Annotated in this window: 22 protein-coding genes; 13 read left to right on the top strand and 9 right to left on the bottom strand. The window is 64.1% G+C overall.

The genetic code is table 11. The features are described 5' to 3' along the window. Nucleotides 1–6: 6 nt before the first annotated feature. The 4 genes from IVB07_RS30265 to IVB07_RS30250 all read left to right on the top strand — a co-directional run bounded on the left by IVB07_RS30265 (nucleotide 7) and on the right by IVB07_RS30250 (nucleotide 3,769). Nucleotides 7–855, top strand: coding sequence for an SDR family oxidoreductase (locus IVB07_RS30265; RefSeq protein ID WP_018455669.1), 849 nt, complete (start codon nucleotides 7–9; stop codon nucleotides 853–855). A 73-nt stretch (nucleotides 856–928) separates the two neighbouring features. After that, a complete protein-coding gene (locus IVB07_RS30260) occupies nucleotides 929–1,510 on the top strand; it encodes a HutD family protein (protein ID WP_247363737.1) in 582 nt (193 codons plus the stop codon). A 143-nt stretch (nucleotides 1,511–1,653) separates the two neighbouring features. Continuing rightward, complete coding sequence (locus tag IVB07_RS30255) at nucleotides 1,654–2,838, top strand: adenylate/guanylate cyclase domain-containing protein (protein ID WP_018455668.1); 1,185 nt, start codon at nucleotides 1,654–1,656, stop codon at nucleotides 2,836–2,838. A 133-nt stretch (nucleotides 2,839–2,971) separates the two neighbouring features. Beyond that, a complete protein-coding gene (locus IVB07_RS30250; RefSeq protein ID WP_247363736.1) occupies nucleotides 2,972–3,769 on the top strand; it encodes an adenylate/guanylate cyclase domain-containing protein in 798 nt (265 codons plus the stop codon). 15 nt (nucleotides 3,770–3,784) lie between these two features. On the opposite strand, the gene IVB07_RS30245 is transcribed toward IVB07_RS30250, so the two are convergent. The 3 genes from IVB07_RS30245 to IVB07_RS30235 form a co-directional block, all read right to left on the bottom strand. Beyond that, nucleotides 3,785–4,588: an enoyl-CoA hydratase-related protein gene (locus IVB07_RS30245; RefSeq protein ID WP_018455666.1), complete on the bottom strand. Its 804-nt coding sequence runs from the start codon at nucleotides 4,586–4,588 to the stop codon at nucleotides 3,785–3,787. A gap of 242 nt (nucleotides 4,589–4,830) precedes the next feature. After that, the gene (locus tag IVB07_RS30240; RefSeq protein WP_018455665.1) at nucleotides 4,831–5,832 is read right to left on the bottom strand and encodes an NADP-dependent oxidoreductase; all 1,002 of its coding nucleotides are present in this window, start codon (nucleotides 5,830–5,832) and stop codon (nucleotides 4,831–4,833) included. Nucleotides 5,833–5,879: 47 nt separating this feature from the next. After that, nucleotides 5,880–6,728, bottom strand: a complete 849-nt coding sequence (locus IVB07_RS30235; RefSeq protein WP_256470642.1) for an oxidoreductase — start codon at nucleotides 6,726–6,728, stop codon at nucleotides 5,880–5,882. A gap of 123 nt (nucleotides 6,729–6,851) precedes the next feature. Here IVB07_RS30235 and IVB07_RS30230 point away from each other — a divergent pair, with 123 nt between their 5' ends. From IVB07_RS30230 to IVB07_RS30210, 5 genes are all read left to right on the top strand, one after another. Beyond that, nucleotides 6,852–7,403, top strand: a complete 552-nt coding sequence (locus IVB07_RS30230) for a TetR/AcrR family transcriptional regulator (RefSeq protein ID WP_247363734.1) — start codon at nucleotides 6,852–6,854, stop codon at nucleotides 7,401–7,403. 120 nt (nucleotides 7,404–7,523) lie between these two features. Continuing rightward, nucleotides 7,524–7,706, top strand: coding sequence for a hypothetical protein (locus tag IVB07_RS30225; RefSeq protein ID WP_018455661.1), 183 nt, complete (start codon nucleotides 7,524–7,526; stop codon nucleotides 7,704–7,706). A gap of 25 nt (nucleotides 7,707–7,731) precedes the next feature. Continuing rightward, on the top strand, nucleotides 7,732–8,604 hold the full coding sequence (gene rpoH / locus IVB07_RS30220; protein WP_026232998.1) for an RNA polymerase sigma factor RpoH: 873 nt from the start codon (nucleotides 7,732–7,734) through the stop codon (nucleotides 8,602–8,604). Between the two features lie 366 nt (nucleotides 8,605–8,970). After that, nucleotides 8,971–9,462, top strand: coding sequence for an Hsp20/alpha crystallin family protein (locus IVB07_RS30215; protein ID WP_018455659.1), 492 nt, complete (start codon nucleotides 8,971–8,973; stop codon nucleotides 9,460–9,462). Nucleotides 9,463–9,629: 167 nt separating this feature from the next. Further along, nucleotides 9,630–9,920 (top strand): hypothetical protein, encoded by a 291-nt coding sequence (locus tag IVB07_RS30210; RefSeq protein WP_018455658.1) that lies wholly within the window; start codon nucleotides 9,630–9,632, stop codon nucleotides 9,918–9,920. A 72-nt stretch (nucleotides 9,921–9,992) separates the two neighbouring features. Here IVB07_RS30210 and IVB07_RS30205 read toward each other — a convergent pair whose 3' ends face one another. The 5 genes from IVB07_RS30205 to IVB07_RS40480 form a co-directional block, all read right to left on the bottom strand. Continuing rightward, a complete protein-coding gene (locus IVB07_RS30205; protein ID WP_026232997.1) occupies nucleotides 9,993–10,289 on the bottom strand; it encodes a hypothetical protein in 297 nt (98 codons plus the stop codon). Between the two features lie 104 nt (nucleotides 10,290–10,393). Beyond that, the gene (locus IVB07_RS30200) at nucleotides 10,394–10,606 is read right to left on the bottom strand and encodes a hypothetical protein (RefSeq protein ID WP_018455656.1); all 213 of its coding nucleotides are present in this window, start codon (nucleotides 10,604–10,606) and stop codon (nucleotides 10,394–10,396) included. Between the two features lie 261 nt (nucleotides 10,607–10,867). After that, a complete protein-coding gene (locus tag IVB07_RS30195) occupies nucleotides 10,868–11,047 on the bottom strand; it encodes a hypothetical protein (RefSeq protein WP_018455655.1) in 180 nt (59 codons plus the stop codon). Between the two features lie 120 nt (nucleotides 11,048–11,167). Continuing rightward, nucleotides 11,168–11,377 carry a hypothetical protein gene (locus IVB07_RS30190; protein WP_018455654.1) on the bottom strand — a complete coding sequence of 70 codons (210 nt, stop codon included), beginning with the start codon at nucleotides 11,375–11,377 and terminating at the stop codon, nucleotides 11,168–11,170. A gap of 139 nt (nucleotides 11,378–11,516) precedes the next feature. After that, nucleotides 11,517–11,645, bottom strand: a complete 129-nt coding sequence (locus IVB07_RS40480; RefSeq protein ID WP_018455653.1) for a hypothetical protein — start codon at nucleotides 11,643–11,645, stop codon at nucleotides 11,517–11,519. A 262-nt stretch (nucleotides 11,646–11,907) separates the two neighbouring features. Here IVB07_RS40480 and IVB07_RS30185 point away from each other — a divergent pair, with 262 nt between their 5' ends. The 4 genes from IVB07_RS30185 to IVB07_RS30170 all read left to right on the top strand — a co-directional run bounded on the left by IVB07_RS30185 (nucleotide 11,908) and on the right by IVB07_RS30170 (nucleotide 14,638). Beyond that, a complete protein-coding gene (locus IVB07_RS30185; protein WP_247363733.1) occupies nucleotides 11,908–12,783 on the top strand; it encodes an alpha/beta hydrolase in 876 nt (291 codons plus the stop codon). Nucleotides 12,784–12,846: 63 nt separating this feature from the next. Continuing rightward, nucleotides 12,847–13,173, top strand: a complete 327-nt coding sequence (locus tag IVB07_RS30180) for a hypothetical protein (protein ID WP_085359688.1) — start codon at nucleotides 12,847–12,849, stop codon at nucleotides 13,171–13,173. Nucleotides 13,174–13,178: 5 nt separating this feature from the next. Then, complete coding sequence (locus tag IVB07_RS30175) at nucleotides 13,179–14,069, top strand: EamA family transporter (protein WP_247363732.1); 891 nt, start codon at nucleotides 13,179–13,181, stop codon at nucleotides 14,067–14,069. Continuing rightward, entirely contained in the window at nucleotides 14,066–14,638 is a 573-nt protein-coding gene (locus IVB07_RS30170) for an ABATE domain-containing protein (RefSeq protein ID WP_247363731.1), read from the top strand. Before IVB07_RS30175 ends, IVB07_RS30170 begins: the two co-directional genes overlap by 4 nt. Nucleotides 14,639–14,748: 110 nt before the next feature. Here the strand turns inward: IVB07_RS30170 and IVB07_RS30165 are convergent, their stop codons facing one another. Beyond that, on the bottom strand, nucleotides 14,749–16,413 hold the full coding sequence (locus tag IVB07_RS30165) for an amidohydrolase (protein WP_247563179.1): 1,665 nt from the start codon (nucleotides 16,411–16,413) through the stop codon (nucleotides 14,749–14,751). Nucleotides 16,414–16,662: the final 249 nt, after the last annotated feature.

The raw sequence follows: 16,662 nt of genomic DNA, 5'->3' as shown, positions 1-16,662 counted from the left end.
GCGCGCATGCGTGAGAATTCCGAGACCAGGCTGGAGCGCTATGTTCGCGCGCCGAGTGCGGAATCGCTGGGCGAAGCGCCGGGCAGGGGACGCCTTGAGGGGCGTCGCATCCTGATCGTCGGCGGTGGCCAGCGTGTGTTCGACGCCGCCACCGATCCGATCGGCAACGGCCGCGCCATGAGCATTCTTTGCGCGCGCGAGGGCGCGAAGGTCGCGGTCGCCGATCTCAACCACACCTCCGCGCAGCAGACCGTCAAGCACATCACCGACGAAGGCGGCGAGGGCTTTGCCATCACGGCCGATGTCACCTCTGAATCCGACGTCCAGCGCATGATCGAGGAAGCACATCGCGCCATGGGCGGGCTCGACGGCATGGTCCTCAACATCGGCACCTTCGGCAAGGTCGGCCTCGACGCCGTCAGCCCCGAGGAGTGGAATGCGATCTACGACGTCAACGTTCGCGGTCCGATGCTGTGCTGCCGCGCGGGCCTGCCGAAATTCGGCAACGGCGGATCGATCGTCTTCATCTCCTCCATCGCCGCTCTGAAGGCCGGCTCGCAGATGGCGGTGTATGATTCCTCGAAAGCCGCGCTCGGCGGCCTCATGCGCAACATCGCCCATCTCGGATCGCGCCGCGGCATCCGCGCCAACCTCGTCTATCCCGGTCTCGTCGACACGCCGAACGGTCGCGAGGCCGGCGCCGGCCGCCCCTCGCGCGGCAAGGGTCACGTCCCGTTCGGCCGCCAGGCCACCGCCTGGGAAATCGCCTATGCCGTGCTGTTCTTCCTCTCGGACGAGAGCGTCTACGTCACCGCGCAAACGCTCGCGGTCGATAGCGGCCTGAGCGGGATGTGACGTCGATCCGTAACAGGCTGCGGCTCGACGCGACAGTTTCGCAGGGCCTGCTCATCTGATAAGCCTCAAAGGCATGAAAACCACACTGCTGAAATCCGAAGACTACGCCCGCTCGCCCTGGAAGAACGGCGGCGGCATCTTCACCGATATTGCGGATGCCCATCGCGCTGAATCCGTGAAGGATTGGGACAGCCTGCTCTGGCGCTTCGCGACCACGCCGATTGTGGCGCCGGGGCCATTCTCCCATATGCCCGGCATCGACCGCCTGCAGATGGTGGTCGGCGGACGCGGGCTGGTGCTGAAGTCGCCCACCGAGGAATTCGACGAGCGCGAGCCGTTTACGACGGTGCGCTTCACCGGCGAGCTCGAGATCGTGACCCGGCTCGAGGAAGGGCGAGTCGAGGTGGTGAATTTGATGGGCCGGCGCGGTGCGGTCGCGCTTGAGCTCGAAGCGCTTAAGGAGCCCGGTGAGCGGCGATTTTCCGCCGGCACGCATCTAATTTATGCGGCGCGCGGCGACTGCACTATCCGTCTCGAAGGCACGGATTTTTCGATTTCGCACGAAAACACCTTGAAAGTCGAGCTGACGGGGGCATCGACGCTTGCGCTCGTCTCGGGGCTGGCCGTGCTGGGCTCTATCCAGGTCGTCGGCTGAACGGCGTTCCCGCCGATCAGAGCGATGCGTACAATCCATGCAACTGGCTAGGTTGACGCCGTCGCGCCGGAGCACGATATCTGCCTTGATGCAGGCCGCCGCCCCAAGCGCGATATGGGTGGCCACGATATGAACGGGCAGATATGACCGCGCCAGAGAACAAATCCGCCACGCTGTCCGACGGCGTCGTCGACTGGTTGATCAACGGCACGCGCGACCAGCGCTTTATCGACAATATCTTTGCCGAGATGTGCATCCGGCTTCAGCAGGCCGGCATTCCGCTGGCGCGCTCAACCCTTCACGTGCTGATCCAGCACCCGCAATGGCTGGGCGCCCGCTTCATGTGGGCCGACGGCATGCGCGAGGCAGAGATTGCACGGGTCGACCATGACGTCCGCGAGCGGTCTGAATATATCGGCAGTCCCGCCAACGAAATGTTCGACGGCGCGACCGAGTTGCGCGAAAATCTCGAGCAGGACCCAGCGCTCGGCCGCAAGCACGCGCTCTACCGCGAGATGCGCGCGCAGGGCCTCACCGACTATGTGGCTTGGCCGCTCTATCATACGCTCGGCAAGCGCCATCTCGTCACCTTCGCGACCAACCGGCCCGGCGGCTTCGACGACACCCATGTCGCTGCCCTCAAGAACTTGTTGCCTGTGCTGGCGCTGGTCAGCGAGATCCGCGTTAAGAATCGATTGGCGCGAACGCTGCTCGAGACCTATGTCGGCTCCCATGCCGGCGAGCTCATCCTGGCCGGCGCCACGCGGCGCGGTACCGGTACGACGGTGCGCGCCGCGATCATGATCTGCGATCTGCGCGACTTCACCAAGATTTCCGACAATTGGCCGCGCGACGACGTCATCGATCTGCTCAACGATTATTTCGACGCGATGTCGGAGCCGATCGCGCGGCATGGCGGCGAGATCCTGAAATTCATCGGTGACGGCCTGCTCGCCATCTTTCCGCTGAGCGAGCCCAAGGCCTGCGCAAACCTGCTGCATGCCGTGACCGAAGCCAGGCAGGCCATGATCGCGTTGAACGCGCGCAACGACGGCACCGGCCGAGCGCCGCTGAACTACGGCATCGGCGTCCATGTCGGCGACGTCATGTACGGCAATATCGGATCGTCCACCCGGCTTGACTTCACCGTGATCGGTCCCGCCGTCAACATGGCCTCACGCCTCGAGGCCTTGACCAAGCAATTGGGAAAGAAAGTGTTGCTGTCACGCGACTTTGCCGAGCTGGTCGAGCGAGAGTTCGAGCTGGAGCAGGTCGGAAAATATGAGGTGCGCGGCTTCAGCGATCCGATCGAGCTTTTTGCGTTTTGAAGATGACGGAGGCCCCCGGCTAAGCAGCGGGCGATCATCGAGTCCTGTTGCCAACGCAGGATTGTGTGACTACGCTCGGTGCGACGCCGCCCAAGCGTTTCGTCCAAGCGTGTCATCGATCGGCCGCACGTTCATGCCAAAATTCCTCCGCATCGGAATCCATCAGTCGAACGTATCGGGTTACACGTCGAAGGCGTGGTGTGTCCGGCGCGTTGGCACGGCGATCCTCCTGAAATGGGGCGCCGTGGAAGTCCAGGGCGCGGGTGACGGACGAAAGGTCTACTGGACGCGTCTGCCGCAGCAGAAGACAATTCGCTGCGGCAGCGCGCAGCGTGCCCAGGATTACGCCAAGGCCGCGATCGCGCGGCGCCGCAATCATCGCTATGAACCGCTGACCGGCGCGATCGTGCTCCGGCGCCGACCGGCCGCAGGCAACACCGAGCTCAAGCGGGCGCTTGCCACGATCCTGATCGTCGATATCGTCGGCTCCACCGCAAAAGCCGCAAAGCTCGGCGATGTCCGCTGGACCAAGATCATGGGCCATTATTACGCGGCGGTCCGCAAGGAGCTGAAGAGCTCGCGCGGCAAGGAAGTCACGGCGACGGGCGACGGCGTGCTGGCGACGTTCAAGACGCCGGCCGCCGGAATCAATTGCGCGACCGCGATCCAGAAGGCCGTGCGTACGCTCGGCCTCGAGCTCAGGGTCGGCCTGCATGCCGGCGAATACACCGTGAGCGGCACTGAGGCGGTCGGCCTCGCCTTCCACATCGGCACCCGCGTCGCCGCAAAGGCGCGCGCCGGCGAGGTGCTGGTGTCGAGCGCGGTGAAGGAGCTGATGGCGTCGCAGTCGGCGATCAACCTGAAAGATCACGGCATTCACCGGCTCAAGGGCGTGCCGGAAAAATGGAGACTCTATAGAGTGGAGGGGTGAGAGTGGGTGAAGCTCTCACCGTCCTTCGTAAACGGGTGGACGCTTCTGTGCCTCGGCATCCCGCCCTTCCTGGAAGTCCCTGGTCGTGAGCAGCGCACGATATTGGTCGCCAAGTTTGGCAAGCGCGGCCTCGGGGTCTTCGAGCGCAAGGTGCGAGGACGCAATCGAGGTCTTGATGCCGAGGGGAGCGCATGCGGCGATCTTCTCGGCGATCTCGACGGCCTTCGCGCGAGCGGCGTCGCGGTTTGTTGCCACCTCCTGAACCGTTCCCATCCGGAGCGCTTCGTTCGCATCCCAATGATCGCCCGTCAGAATGAACCGCATGGCATTTCCCCAACCGGCTTCTCGTGGGAAGCGAACGGTTGAGCCGCCGCCGGGAAAGCGGCCGTGCGTGTTCTCGTCCTGGCCGAAATCCGTGTCTTCCGATGCTATGCGGATGTCCGCAACGAGGAAGATTTCGTGCGCCATATTCCAGGTATCGCCATGCACCGCGACAATCAGCGGCTTGGTGAGCGCCGGTTTGGTCCGCCCGAGAGGGTCGATGAAGCCGGGTCCCTCCATCATCGTCTTTCCCGATTGAGCAAATGCCTTGTAGGCGTCGACATCGACACCTCTGGAGAAGCGTTCGCCGTAGCCGAACAGAACCGCTGCACGCAGCGAGGGATCTCGATCGTACTGGTAGTAGGCTCTCGCCAGGCTCTCTGTCGCCTCCGGGTCCAGCCGATTGTCGATGCCAGGCCGGTTGATGCCGATCAGCACGATGTGGCCTTTGCGCTCGATGGTGATCTTCGTCCGCTCACCGTACGGAATGTCCGCCATCGGCGCGGACTCGTCAGATTGTGACATCATGGATTCTGTCTTCCCGTGCTGATGAGAGCGCTGCAGCGATGATGTGGTATCATGCAGAAGATTGCATCAGGCCCGACATGGGCGATCGTGCGTATCGGAAAACGCATCTGCGTTTTCGAAACGACGATGAACGAGGGTGTGGGCTCAAGAGCGTGCCGGAGCGGTGGCGGGGTGGGGACTGAGGCGATTGCGCGCGGGGCGGATCCACGCCCTCATCTCATCTGGACGACGATTTTCCCCCTGGCTCGTCCCTTTTCGAGATAGGCCAGCGCGTCTTTCGCCTGTTCGAACGGAAAGACCTTGTCGATCACCGGCCGGATACGCTCCGCCTTGAGAAGCTCGCCGATCTCGGCGAGTTGCCTGCCGTCCGGGTGCACGAACACGAACGAATACTCCGCGCCGATCTTGCCGGCGCGGCGAATGATCTTGCGGCTCAGCCATCCGAACAGGAACACCATGACGACGTTCATCCCGCGGTCGCGCGCGAACGCGGCGTCCGGCGGCCCGACCAGCGAGGCAATCCTGCTCCCCCGCTTCAGGATCCGAAGCGATGTCTCGACCGCATCGCCCCTGAGCGTGCCCAGCACCGCGTCGTAGTCCCGCAGCACTTCCTCGAATTGCTGGGTCTTGTAGTCGATCACCTCGTCAGCCCCGAGGCTGCGCACCAGATCGATATTTCCAGTGCTGGTCGTCGTCCCCACTTTGGCGCCGAAATATTTCGCGAGCTGGATCGCGAACGTGCCGATCCCGCCGGCGCCGGCGGGGATGAAGACTTTCTGGCCGGGTTTGAGACGTATGCGCTCCCTAAGAGCTTGCCACGATGTCAGGCCGACCATCGGGATCGAGGCCGCGTGCACGAAGTCCAGGTTCGGCGGCTTGAGCGCGGCGGCATCCTCCGGCACGGTCGCGAATTCGGCGAGAGCGCCTGTGCCGAGATCAAAGATGCTGGCGAAGACGGCGTCGCCCGGCTTGAAGCGGGTCACGCGGCTTCCGACCTCGACGACGACGCCCGCCAGGTCGCTGCCCAGCGTGGCCGGCAGTTCAAACTTCAGGATCGGCTTGAACGTTCCCTTCGGAATCATGTTGTCGATCGGGTTCAACCCCGCGGCATGAACCTGGACCAGGATTTCGTTCGGCTTCGGCGTCGGCCGCGGGATATCGGCCAACGCGATCTGGTCCGGCTTGCCGTAGCGCTTGAACACGAGGGCTCTCATTTTTTCTCTCGGTTCGAAGGTTCTTCGCACTGGCAAGATTGCGGCCCTCAGAAAGCCCGCGCGGTGCGGGCGGGCTGCAGCGCCGCCGTCGCATCCAGCCGCAAATCCTTTCGGATTCCGGCATCCACCAGGGCTGCGGGCGCGAACCGGCGCAGAAATCGCAGGCGCTTCGCAAGGCTGCCGGCCGCGTATTTGAGTTGCGGGCGCACCGCGCTCGCGGCCTTCAGCACGGCATCGCCCACGACGCCGGGCTGTTCGGCCGTCGCCATCACCTCGTTCACCCGCTTGGTCACGCCGGCGCGCGCCTCGCGATATTCGTCGAGCGTGGCGTCGGGCTCCATGAAGTTCGCGTCGAACGGCGTCTTGGTGTAGGCGGGCTCGACTACGGAGACCCGGATGCCCCGCGTGCGCAGTTCATGGTCGAGCGATTCCGAATAGCCTGCCACGGCGTGCTTGGTCGCGGCATAGAGCGCGCCGTAAGGCATCGGCAGAAAGCCGAGCACTGAGCCGATGTTGATGATGCGGCCGCTTCCAAGGCGCCGCATGTGCGGCACGACGGCGCGCGTCATCCGGATCAGGCCGAAGAAGTTCGTCTCGAAAATCGCGCGCGCCTGCTCCATCGAGCTCTCTTCCGCGCCGGCAGGGGCAACGCCGAAGCCGGCGTTGTTGACGAGCAGGTCGATGCGGCCCTCGCGCCGGATCACTTCGCCGACGGCGGCTTCCACCGATGCATCGCTGGTGACGTCGAGAGCCAGCATCTCGAACGCCTGCTTGCCCGCCTGCGCGCCCCGCCTGCTGGTGCCGAACACCTTGTAGCCGGCGTTCGCGAGTCGCTCCGCCGTCGCCTGGCCGATGCCTGAGGAGGCGCCGGTCACCAGCGCGATCTTCGGTGTAATCCTGTTCTAATGCCTCTCCGACGCCACTTCCGGGCCTGAAATCGTTTGATTACGATCGTAACTATTGATATACATGACGATCGTAATTATAAAAGTCAAGCCCCGCCTCTAAGGATCGGTCGCATGCGCGTCTCAAAGGAACAGGCCGCCAAAAATCGCGAGCATATTCTCGAGACTGCCTCGCGCCTGCTGCGGGAGCGCGGCATCGCCGGCGTCGGTGTCGACGCACTCGCCGAGGCGGCCGGGATGACGCACGGCAGCCTCTACAGCCAGTTCGGCTCCAAGGAGCGGCTGGTCGAGGAAGCCGTGGCCCATGCGATCGACGCCAAGGGTCAGGAATTCCCCGAGGCCTTCGAGCTCGAGGACTATGTTTCGCACTATCTCTCGCCGGGGCATCGCGACGATCCCGCCGCCGGCTGCCCCTTCGCTGCGCTCGCCTGTGAGGTGTCACGTCAAAGCGGCGGCCTGAGGCAGCGCTTCACCGCCGGCGTGCGCGGCGTGATCGGTTTGCTGAGCAGCCGGATGGCCTCCACGCTGAAGCCACGCCAGCGCGAGGACAAGGCGCTCGCCGCCGCCGCCTCCATGGTGGGAGCCCTCGTGCTTGCCCGCGCCGTGGACGATCCCAAGCTGTCGGACGATATTCTTCGCGCGACGAGGAATTCGCTGGCGGGGTGAGGCCGCGTCCCGGCGGGGCGCCGAAAGTCCGGAACAAAATTCCGGTGACGACGTTCGACGTCGCGGACAGCCAAAAGCGATGGCTGCCGATCTTCGACATCGACATACTTTCGAACGCGCATGGATGACTACAGCGATCTGGTGCTCGGCATGTTGGCCCTGGCCGTCGCTGCCCTCCTGTTGGTGGCGGGCGAGCTCTATCTCGTGACCCGGCCAGAGCCGCCGCAAACTCACGCGCCGGCCCCACCGGTCGTTACATCGTCGGCCGAAACCATTTTTTGTCATGTCGATTTTGGAGCGTAAGCAGACCAACTCGAAGAGGTGGGCAATGGGAAGCACTGCAACTGTTCCGATGCTGTCGTCTGAGGGCGGATTGACACATTACCTGGCGGAAATTCGCAAGTTTCCGATGCTGCGGCCCGATCAGGAAATCGCCTACGCCAAGCGATGGCGCGAGCACGGCGACCGCGAGGCAGCCTATCATCTCGTCACAAGCCATCTGCGGCTCGTTGCCAGGATTGCGATGGGATATCGCGGCTACGGCCTGCCGGTTGCGGACATCATTTCCGAAGGAAACGTCGGCCTGATGCACGCCGTCAAGCGTTTTGAGCCGGAGCGGGGCTTTCGGCTCGCGACCTACGCGATGTGGTGGATCAAGGCGTCGATCCAGGAATACATCCTGCGGTCCTGGTCGCTGGTCAAGATTGCCAACAGCGGGGCGCAGAAGAAGCTGTTCTTCAAGCTTCGCCGGACCAAGGCGGAAATTTCCGCCCTGGAGGATGGTGATCTCCGTCCCGAGCACGCCAGCCGGATCGCGCGGCGGCTCGGCGTGCAGGAGAACGACGTCATCGAGATGAACCGGCGCCTCGGCGGCGACCTGTCGCTCAATGCCTTGGTGCGCGACGCCGACGGCAGGGAAGTCCAGGACTGGCTCGTCGACCCCGCGTCCAGTCCTGAAGCCGAATACGCCGAGCGGGAAGAAACCAGACGGAGGCGTGAAGCCCTCGCCGGCGCCATGGACGTCCTCAAGCCGCGCGAGCGCGACATTCTCGAGGCGCGCTGGCTCTCCGAGCCGCCGCTGAGACTTGAGCAGCTCGCGGCACGGTATGGCGTTTCACGCGAGCGGGTGCGGCAGATCGAAATGCGCGCGTTCGAAAAGGTTCGGGCTGCTATCGCCGGACGCCTGGCAGCCGGCTCTTGAAACCAAATCGGCGCCTCCTAATTCTTTTGGCAGCCGCATGCGAGTGCGGTGCCGGACGCCAAAGCAGGGTCCGGCAAGGCCATCGGGGCTCGCCCCGGTGATGCTCTTAATCCATGTTGCTCACAGGAGGATGTGGTTATGAGAACCGACGATATGTCTCCCCTCTGGCGTTCGACCATCGGTTTCGACCGCCGTTCCGCCGCGTCGCATCGCGATCGATGCTGCCGGCAATGCCGACCCGAAATCGAGCACAAGCAGGCGGCCTGACGAGTTGATCGTCCGGGCTTTGCAGCGCGTGCGTGGCCCTCGCCGCGCGCCGAGCTGCGCCCAATCGACAATCAAGACAGGAGATAAGGAGAAACGACAATGGCACTACGCGATCTCATTCCGTGGAACAACGGCTCACGCAACATGGCCGTTCAACGCGGCGAAGCCGGCAACCCGCTGCTTGCGCTTCATCGTGAGATGAACCGGCTGTTCGACGACGCCTTCCGCAGCTTTGATCTCAGTCCGTTCGGCTCCTCGACCGCAATGGGCTGGCCGAACGTCGAACTCGACGAGAGCGACAAGGAAGTCAAGGTCGTCGCCGAGCTTCCCGGTCTCGAACAGAAGGACGTCAACGTCGAGCTTGCAAACGGCGTGCTGACGATCAGCGGCGAGAAGAAGAGCGAAACGGAAGACAAGGAGCGTCTCTTCAGCGAGCGTTACTATGGCCGTTTCGAGCGGCGCATTCCGGTCGATGACGTCGACCAGGACAATGTCGCGGCTTCCTTCAACAACGGCGTTCTCACCGTCACCCTGCCGAAGTCACCGGCGGCACAACAGAAGGTGAGGCGCATCGCGATCAAAGGCAAGTAAGCACCATGTGTAAGCATGGCCGTGGGCGGGAGCCGCCGCTCCCGCCCGCGTCCGGCCGGCGGCCGCATTTGCGTCCGTCGGCTCGCTGCAAAATTTTCCGGAACGCTCGGAAACTTCAATTCCGGTCTGGCGTTTTGCGGTCGGTTTCCAAGTTCTGGGAGTCGCACATGAAGAAACTTGCTTTAGTCCTGACGATGATCTCGGCCCTGTTCGTGGCGGCGGCCTCGCCGGCGGAAGCCCATGGCTGGCGCGGCGGCTGGCACGGCCATTGGGGCGGTCCCGGCATCGGCTTCGGTCTTGTTGCCGGTGCGCTTGCGGCGGGGCTGGCGGCCGATGCCTATTATGGCCCGCGCTTCTATGGCCCGCCCTACGGCTATTATGGACCGCGCGTCGTGCGGCGGGCCTATTATGTGCCTTACGCCTACGCTCCACCGCCCTATTGGGATCCCTGGTGGTGACGAGACAAGGCCCGGACCATCATCCGGGCCTTTTGCGTGAGGGTCATCCACTGGATGCGCGTCGCGCCGCGTCTATTTGCGGTTCGCTCCCGTCGAGCCTGAGCCCGGCATGGCCTGCTGACCGCCCTGGGTTTGCCTGGTGTCGTTGTCGCCTGGCCGGGTCGTGGAGGACTTGGCCGGTGCGTTCGCGCCGCCGCCATTGTTGTCCGATGACGTGTTGAGGCCGGAGGCTCCCGCTCCCGTCGTGCCGCCGGTGCCTGAGGAGTCGATGCTCGACCCGGTCCTGGACGCACCCGCGCCGCCTTGCGCGAATGCGGAAGAGGGGAATGCGAGAGCCGCAACGAGCCCTGCGAGAACCAGCTTTTTCATGTCCGCTCCTGTGCTTGACGTCGTCACATGCCGTGCCGAGGCAAAGATCTCGGCACGCACCTGTTCCTGGGCGGGAGCGGAAATCCCGCGACAGCGACGATGAGTCATCCCGAGCTCATCGCACGCGGGGCGATCCGTTCCTGCGCCTGCGGCGTCAACTCGTAGCGATCGCCGGCTTTCACCAGCCAGCCCGCCTCGATCATGCGTCGCGTCATGCCTGCGCTGCACAGCGGGTGGCTGCCGCCGGGATGAAACAGCGCGCCCTCGCGTTCGATCAGGTAGCCGTAGAGCCGCGCCTGTCGAAGCGGGTTTTGCATCCCTGGTGTGGGCGCCTCCATGGTCTCTCGCGCAGTCCTCCAAGACGGCCTGAGATGCCGGGCCGATCCCCCGTCAGGCGGCCCCGGCCTGTGGCCCGGGGGCGGGGCTTCGAGCCGAGGCCGCCATTGCCGGAATCGCAAGGACCCGGCGCGGCCCAATACGCAACGGCCCCAGGTCGTTCCAACGACGTCGTTCCTGCGAGCTCGGTCCTACAAACTATCCGTTGCTCTTTCCGGATGGGTGTCGGCAAGGCGAATTGCCTAGGCCGACCAACGATCCTGCTCTTCCTGGTGAGCATGCTCGTTCAGCCGTTCGGCGATCTGATCCGCGATCTTCTCCGACTCGGCCGAGGCCACCGGCTCGCCCTTGTGGGTCCTGAGCTTGTCCTTGTCGGCTTCGATGGGAAAATCGTCGGGCTTCAGTCCGGCATCCTTGGTCATGGCGCGCCTCATTGTGTCTCGCATCCGGAAAACACGGGCGAGGGCCGTTCGTTGCTGGAACAATGAAGCCGCGATCGAAAGCCACAGCCGGGCTCAAGCGCCGCGCGGCCCGCGCTTTGCTCAGGCCCCGCCGACGGCCCGGATCACGGTCCCGCTGCCGCCGCACGTCGCGCAGGGCGCGCCGTCGATCCGCCCCTTGCCATGGCAATCCGGACACACATCTTCGCCGGTGCCCATCGTCCCCGGTGCGGCTTCATCCCCGGGGTTGAGCGCCGCCGAACCCGTCGGCGGTGTCCCGGTCTTTACGCCCTCCGTGTCGGTCTTGGTCATCTGCACCTCCCTCGAAAAGACCGCAACGCGTCTTGCCGCAGGAAGTGCCAATCGTGATGTCAGATGCGGTGCACGTCAGTCGCGAGCCTGCGCAACCTGGGAAAGTACGCCGTCCGCATTGGAGGCCATCACCTCATCATCACCGCACGCCCGTGCCTTTGCAGCGCTGGCACTTCACCACCTTGTCGCCCTTCTTGAGCAGGCCTTTGCCTTCGCAGTTCTTGCATTTCTGCTTCTTCTTGATGTTCGGGCCTTTTTCATTGGTCATGGACGGCTCCTGCCGCGAAAGAGCGGTTGATTGAGCATTGTATGGGCGGGTTCTCGGCGAGAACACGCAGCGTTTCTGGTGGGGCAGCCCAGCGGAACAGCCGAACGGTGCCAGATAAGCCCTACGCTCATGTCGGCTTCGGCACCACCCGCACAACGATGGCGCGTGATCGCGCCGATTGTTCGTCGCCACACGGCTCCCCGGCCTCGGAACGTTCACCGCCTAAACGCATTTAGGTGGTGTCAGATGATGGAGGCCTTGAATGGCGAGCGGGCTCACGCACCGGCGCTTGGCGTTGAACGGGATGTCGATCTTCTATCGCGAAGCGGGACGCGCCGGCGCGCCGGTCCTGCTGCTGCCGCACGGCTATCCCTGTTCCTCCTTCCAGTTCCGCCGGTTGATGCCGGCGCTCGCCGACCAATGGCGGACGATCGCGTTCGACTGGCCGGGCTTTGGCTACAGCGACACGCCCGACCCGTCGGAATTCGCCTATGACTTCGATGCCTATGCAGACGTGCTGGCCCGCTTCGCCGATGCGCTCGGCCTGCGACGATACGCCTTGTGGCTCCACGATTACGGCTCGCAGATTGGGCTAAGGCACGCGATCGCTCACCCCGAGCGGATCGCCGCGCTCATCATCCAGAACGGCGATATCTATGAGGATGTGCTGGGCCCGAAATACGCGACCATCAAGGCCTGGTGGGCCGACAAGACGCCGGCGAGGCACCGGCCGCTCGAGGAGGCCGTGAGCGAGGATGGCTTCCGTGCGGAGTTCGTTGGCGAAGTGGCGGACGACGACGCTGCCCGGGTGCCGCCCGACCTCTGGAAGCTTCATTGGCCACTCATGGACACGCCAGTGCGCCGACAGGTCTGCGTCGGGCTGATGGAGAAGCTGGAGGAGAATCTCGGCTGGTTCGCGCGCTATCAGGCGTATCTGCGCGAGCACCGTCCTCCAACGCTCGTGGTGTGGGGCCCCGAAGACGGATACATGCCGGCCGAGTCCGCCCGCGCCTATCGCCGCGACTTGCCTGATGTCGATCTGCACCTGCTCGACGGCGCCGGACACTGGCTGCTCGAGACGCATTTCGATGAGGCGCTGCCCCTGGTCCGCGCCTTCCTTGCGCGTGTCCATGCCTGATCGTCCCACGGCGCGGCCTTCGCCGCGCTGGTGTCCCTTCGCCGCCTAAAGGAGGAAGCAAGCATGCCAACCAATCCTTCCATCGCACGAATCTGGCGTGGTCGTACCCGGCGGGACATCGCCGACAGCTACGAGCAATATCTGCGCGCTGAAGGCATTCCGCCGCTCGAGAAGACGGCGCTCGGCGTCCAGCTGCTGCGCGAGGACCTTGACGAGGAGACATGGTTCACGACCATCTCTTACTGGTCCGACATGCAGGCAATGACTGCCTTCACCAAGGCCGAGCCGACCAAGGTGCATCACCTCGACCGCGATCCCGAACTCCTGATCGAACTCCCTCAAAGGGTGGAAATCCACCGCGTTCTGGTCGATCGGTACGGCATGCGCTGAGCACGATGGTGCGCAACTTTGTCCTCTTCGCCGCAATGTCGTTGATCTGGGGGCTGACCTGGGCCGCCATCAAGGTCGGGCTCGGCGATCTGCCCCCGCTGCTGCTCGCCGCCGCGCGATACCTGCTGGCGGCCGCACTGCTAGCCATCGGGGTGCGTGGCGCCGGCGCCGCATTCGCCGAAGGCCGCGCACGGCCAACGATCGTTTCAGCTCTGCTGGTCAACACCGGCACCTACGGCTTGCTGTTCTGGGGGATGCAGCACGTGCCATCAGGGCTGTCGGGGCTGGTCAACCTTACCCTGATTCCGGTCCTGCTGTTTGCCCTCGCCGCGTTGACCGGCGAGGAGAGGCCGACCTGGCATCATGCCGTCGTGCTCGCGATCGGTTGTGTCGGTGTCATCGGGCTGTTCTGGGCGCGGCTCGGGGCCGGGTCCGATGCGAGCGGCCTTCGGCTCGCGGCGATCGTCGCCGCGACCGTGAGCTATTGCGTCGGCAGCGTGGTCGCGCGTCCGTTGGTCGGTCCGGTGAAGCCCCTGGCGCTGACGATGGTGCAGGCGGCGATCGGCGGCGCCGCCCTGCTCGGCCTTTCGCTGGTGCTGGAACCCGTATCGAGAGACACGCTCGACGCTTTCCTCACTCCGGCGGCAATCGGCAGCCTGTTGTTCCTGTTGCTGCTCGGAACGATCGTGGCTTATACGATCTATCTCGTGCTGCTGCGTGAATGGGGTACGATGCGCGCAGGTCTGTATGCCTTTGTCTCTCCGATCATCGCGCTTGGCACCGGTGCGTGGTTGTTCGGCGAGGCGATCGGCTGGCTCGAGATCGGCGGCGCTGCCCTCATGCTGGTGGCCGCCGCGATGGCGCTGCTCCGGCCTTGGGAAGAACGTCCGACGTGAAGCGTTTGCGCAGCATCGCCGATCGACCGCCGCCGCTTCACCGCGTAGCGGGGAATCTGGCGCTCGATTTCGCCAACACGATCAGCTGGCGCGGCACGGACCAAGAGGCCGATCACTTGCGCGACGCCGAGGGAATGCTGGCCTGGGCAAGGGATGCTGGACTGGTGGGCGTCGATTTTTCGCCTAATGCAAGGCAGCGGGCGTTGCTGGTCTACGATGGCCGGCGCCTGCGCAACGCGATCGACCAGGTAGGCGCTGCGATCGCGGACGGCGATGAACCGCCGGCGCTGAGCATGGCGGTGATCCACGATGTTGCGGCCCGTACCTTCACGGCCGCATTGCTGACCGGTTCGCCGGCCACCATCGAATTCACGCACGGGGACCGAATCCTTGGTCCGCTTGCCTGGGCTGCGGTCGACCTGCTGCGCGGCGACGAACTCGACCGATTGAAACGATGTCCACAGCACGACTGCCACTGGCTGTTCATCGATCGCACCAAAAACAGATCCCGTCGCTGGTGCGAAATGGCCACCTGCGGAAACCGCGCAAAGATGCAATCGCGCCGGTAAGTCGACAGCCTCCAAGTGCGACGGCCATCCTTCTCAATGGAAAGCTGGTGGGCCCGCAGGACTCGAACCTGCAACCAGACCGTCATGAGCGGACGGCGGCCCTCCAGCTCCTATTTCGCGCTCGCGAAAGCATCCGCTGCGTAGACGACCTTGCCGCCCACAACCGTCAGCAGAGACGACGTGGCGCCAATCTGCTCGACGGGGACGGACAGGAAATCCCGATCGAGAATCGCGAAGTCGGCGAGCTTGCCGGTCTCCAGCGTGCCGCGCCGCGTCTCGTCGAAGCAGAACCACGCGCTTCCCACGGTGTAGAGGCGCAAGGCATCTTCGCGGCTGGGTGTTTCGTCCGGGCCGCGCGTCGAGAGTCCGCCGACGGTCTTGCCGTCGAGCATCCATTGCAGCGCCACGAACGGATTGTAGGATGCGACCCGATGCGCATCCGTGCCGGCCCCGACATGGACTCCCATGCGCAACGCCGTGACGAGGGGTGGCATGCTGCGGGCGGCTTCGCCGACCTGCGCCACGATACGGTCACCTCCGAGATACATCGCGTCCTGCATGGTCCAGCCGATACCAAGGGCTTTCATGCGCGCCAGCGTTTGGGGCGAGGTGTTGTCGAGATGGGCGATGGACCAGCGCAACGGCGCGAGCGGCGTCTCCTTGTTGACCTCGTCATAGAGGTCCAGGAGGTGATGGACGGATTTGTCTTCCTGCCAGTCGATGGTGACTGTCAGCCCTTGTTTGGCCGCCCAGCGAATGATCTCGCGGAACTTGTCCTTGGCGGCCGCGTCAGGCGCATTGTTGTTGTACATGGCGCCGGTGATCCGCTCGCCTAGTCCGTTGAACCGCAGCATGTCGTCGCCGAATCCCATCGGCAGGAACGGCGTGAGAGTCTTGTACTCGTCGAATTCCGCGCCGACATTCTGGGCGAACAGGCTGAAGGCAACGCGAACCGACAATGATTTGTCACGCCAGAGCTTTTGCAAGGCCGCGTAGTGGCTGGGATAGATGCTGAAGCCGCCGGGATCCACGATCCCGGTCACGCCGAGACGATTGAGCTCCGTGAAGAACTGCCGGGTCCCGGCGACATTCTCTTCGAAATTCGGCCTCGGCAGCCGATCGAACAGCGCGGAGATACTGACGATGGAGCCGTTGAGCCACCCCGTGGCGTCGCCCGATGCGGCGCGCTCAGTCGTGATACCGGCCGGCAACTGATCCGCGGACATCCCGAGGGCTTGCTGCGCTTTTGGCGTCATCAGCACCGCCGAATAGAACAGCTGGATGTAAGCCGGATTGTCGGGAACGGCCGCCATCACCTCGGCGAGCGTTGGCCGCCGCTTCTCAGTAAACTGCAATTCGCTCCAGCCGCCGGCCACGATGATCCAGGATGCCGGGCGCGCTGTTGCCGCCTGGCGCAAGCGTTCCATGGCCTCGGGAATCGTCTTTGCGCCGATCCAGTTGACCTCGGTTGCGTAGGTCAGGCCGGCGCGCACCGCGTGAATATGGGAATCGATCAATCCCGGAATGATTGTGCGTCCACCTGCGTCGACACGGCGCGTCGCGGGCCCGATCAGGCCTTCCATGGCATCGTTGCCGCCAATTGCGACGATCTTGCCGTCGCGGACTGCGAGAGCCTGCGCGATCGTCGATGCGGGATCCAGCGTCACGAGCTTTGCGTTCGTGACAATGAGGTCGGCCTTTTGTGCGTAAGCCAAACTGGCCCAGCACGAGATCACCAAAATCGCCAGAAGCTTGCGCATCATCAGTCCCGACATGAGAGAGGCCGAAGCGGCGCCACACGTCCGCCGCTGGATGCGCTCGCGGACATCGCGTGTCGCAACGGGAGTGTCGTGATATTAATCATGTCTGGCACCAACAAAATCAGGCGGTCCACCGGAAATTTGGTGAGGCGTATTAGGGTGACGGTGCACTAAATTCGTGAGCCATCGAATCCGCGAAAACGGTGGTACTCATGACTGCACTGTCACCTAGATCAGGAACTCGAACGCCTGCTCTGATTTGAT

It is taken from the genome of Bradyrhizobium sp. 172 (genome assembly GCF_023101065.1).
GTDB lineage: Bacteria > Pseudomonadota > Alphaproteobacteria > Rhizobiales > Xanthobacteraceae > Bradyrhizobium > Bradyrhizobium canariense_D.
This window is presented reverse-complemented; position numbering and strand designations above follow the sequence as displayed.

Coding starts and splice junctions, on each gene's coding strand:
- IVB07_RS30200 (WP_018455656.1), bottom strand. CDS start 10,606: ATGCAAAACCCGCTTCGACAGGCGCGGCTCTACGGCTACCTGATCGAA.
- IVB07_RS30165 (WP_247563179.1), bottom strand. CDS start 16,413: ATGTCGGGACTGATGATGCGCAAGCTTCTGGCGATTTTGGTGATCTCG.
- IVB07_RS30225 (WP_018455661.1), top strand. CDS start 7,524: ATGGATGACTACAGCGATCTGGTGCTCGGCATGTTGGCCCTGGCCGTC.
- IVB07_RS30215 (WP_018455659.1), top strand. CDS start 8,971: ATGGCACTACGCGATCTCATTCCGTGGAACAACGGCTCACGCAACATG.
- IVB07_RS40480 (WP_018455653.1), bottom strand. CDS start 11,645: ATGACCAATGAAAAAGGCCCGAACATCAAGAAGAAGCAGAAATGCAAG.
- IVB07_RS30205 (WP_026232997.1), bottom strand. CDS start 10,289: ATGAAAAAGCTGGTTCTCGCAGGGCTCGTTGCGGCTCTCGCATTCCCC.
- IVB07_RS30175 (WP_247363732.1), top strand. CDS start 13,179: ATGGTGCGCAACTTTGTCCTCTTCGCCGCAATGTCGTTGATCTGGGGG.
- IVB07_RS30255 (WP_018455668.1), top strand. CDS start 1,654: ATGACCGCGCCAGAGAACAAATCCGCCACGCTGTCCGACGGCGTCGTC.
- IVB07_RS30250 (WP_247363736.1), top strand. CDS start 2,972: ATGCCAAAATTCCTCCGCATCGGAATCCATCAGTCGAACGTATCGGGT.
- IVB07_RS30245 (WP_018455666.1), bottom strand. CDS start 4,588: ATGGCGGACATTCCGTACGGTGAGCGGACGAAGATCACCATCGAGCGC.
- IVB07_RS30190 (WP_018455654.1), bottom strand. CDS start 11,377: ATGACCAAGACCGACACGGAGGGCGTAAAGACCGGGACACCGCCGACG.
- IVB07_RS30230 (WP_247363734.1), top strand. CDS start 6,852: ATGCGCGTCTCAAAGGAACAGGCCGCCAAAAATCGCGAGCATATTCTC.
- IVB07_RS30195 (WP_018455655.1), bottom strand. CDS start 11,047: ATGACCAAGGATGCCGGACTGAAGCCCGACGATTTTCCCATCGAAGCC.
- IVB07_RS30185 (WP_247363733.1), top strand. CDS start 11,908: ATGGCGAGCGGGCTCACGCACCGGCGCTTGGCGTTGAACGGGATGTCG.
- IVB07_RS30265 (WP_018455669.1), top strand. CDS start 7: ATGCGTGAGAATTCCGAGACCAGGCTGGAGCGCTATGTTCGCGCGCCG.
- IVB07_RS30210 (WP_018455658.1), top strand. CDS start 9,630: ATGAAGAAACTTGCTTTAGTCCTGACGATGATCTCGGCCCTGTTCGTG.
- rpoH (WP_026232998.1), top strand. CDS start 7,732: ATGGGAAGCACTGCAACTGTTCCGATGCTGTCGTCTGAGGGCGGATTG.
- IVB07_RS30240 (WP_018455665.1), bottom strand. CDS start 5,832: ATGAGAGCCCTCGTGTTCAAGCGCTACGGCAAGCCGGACCAGATCGCG.
- IVB07_RS30260 (WP_247363737.1), top strand. CDS start 929: ATGAAAACCACACTGCTGAAATCCGAAGACTACGCCCGCTCGCCCTGG.
- IVB07_RS30180 (WP_085359688.1), top strand. CDS start 12,847: ATGCCAACCAATCCTTCCATCGCACGAATCTGGCGTGGTCGTACCCGG.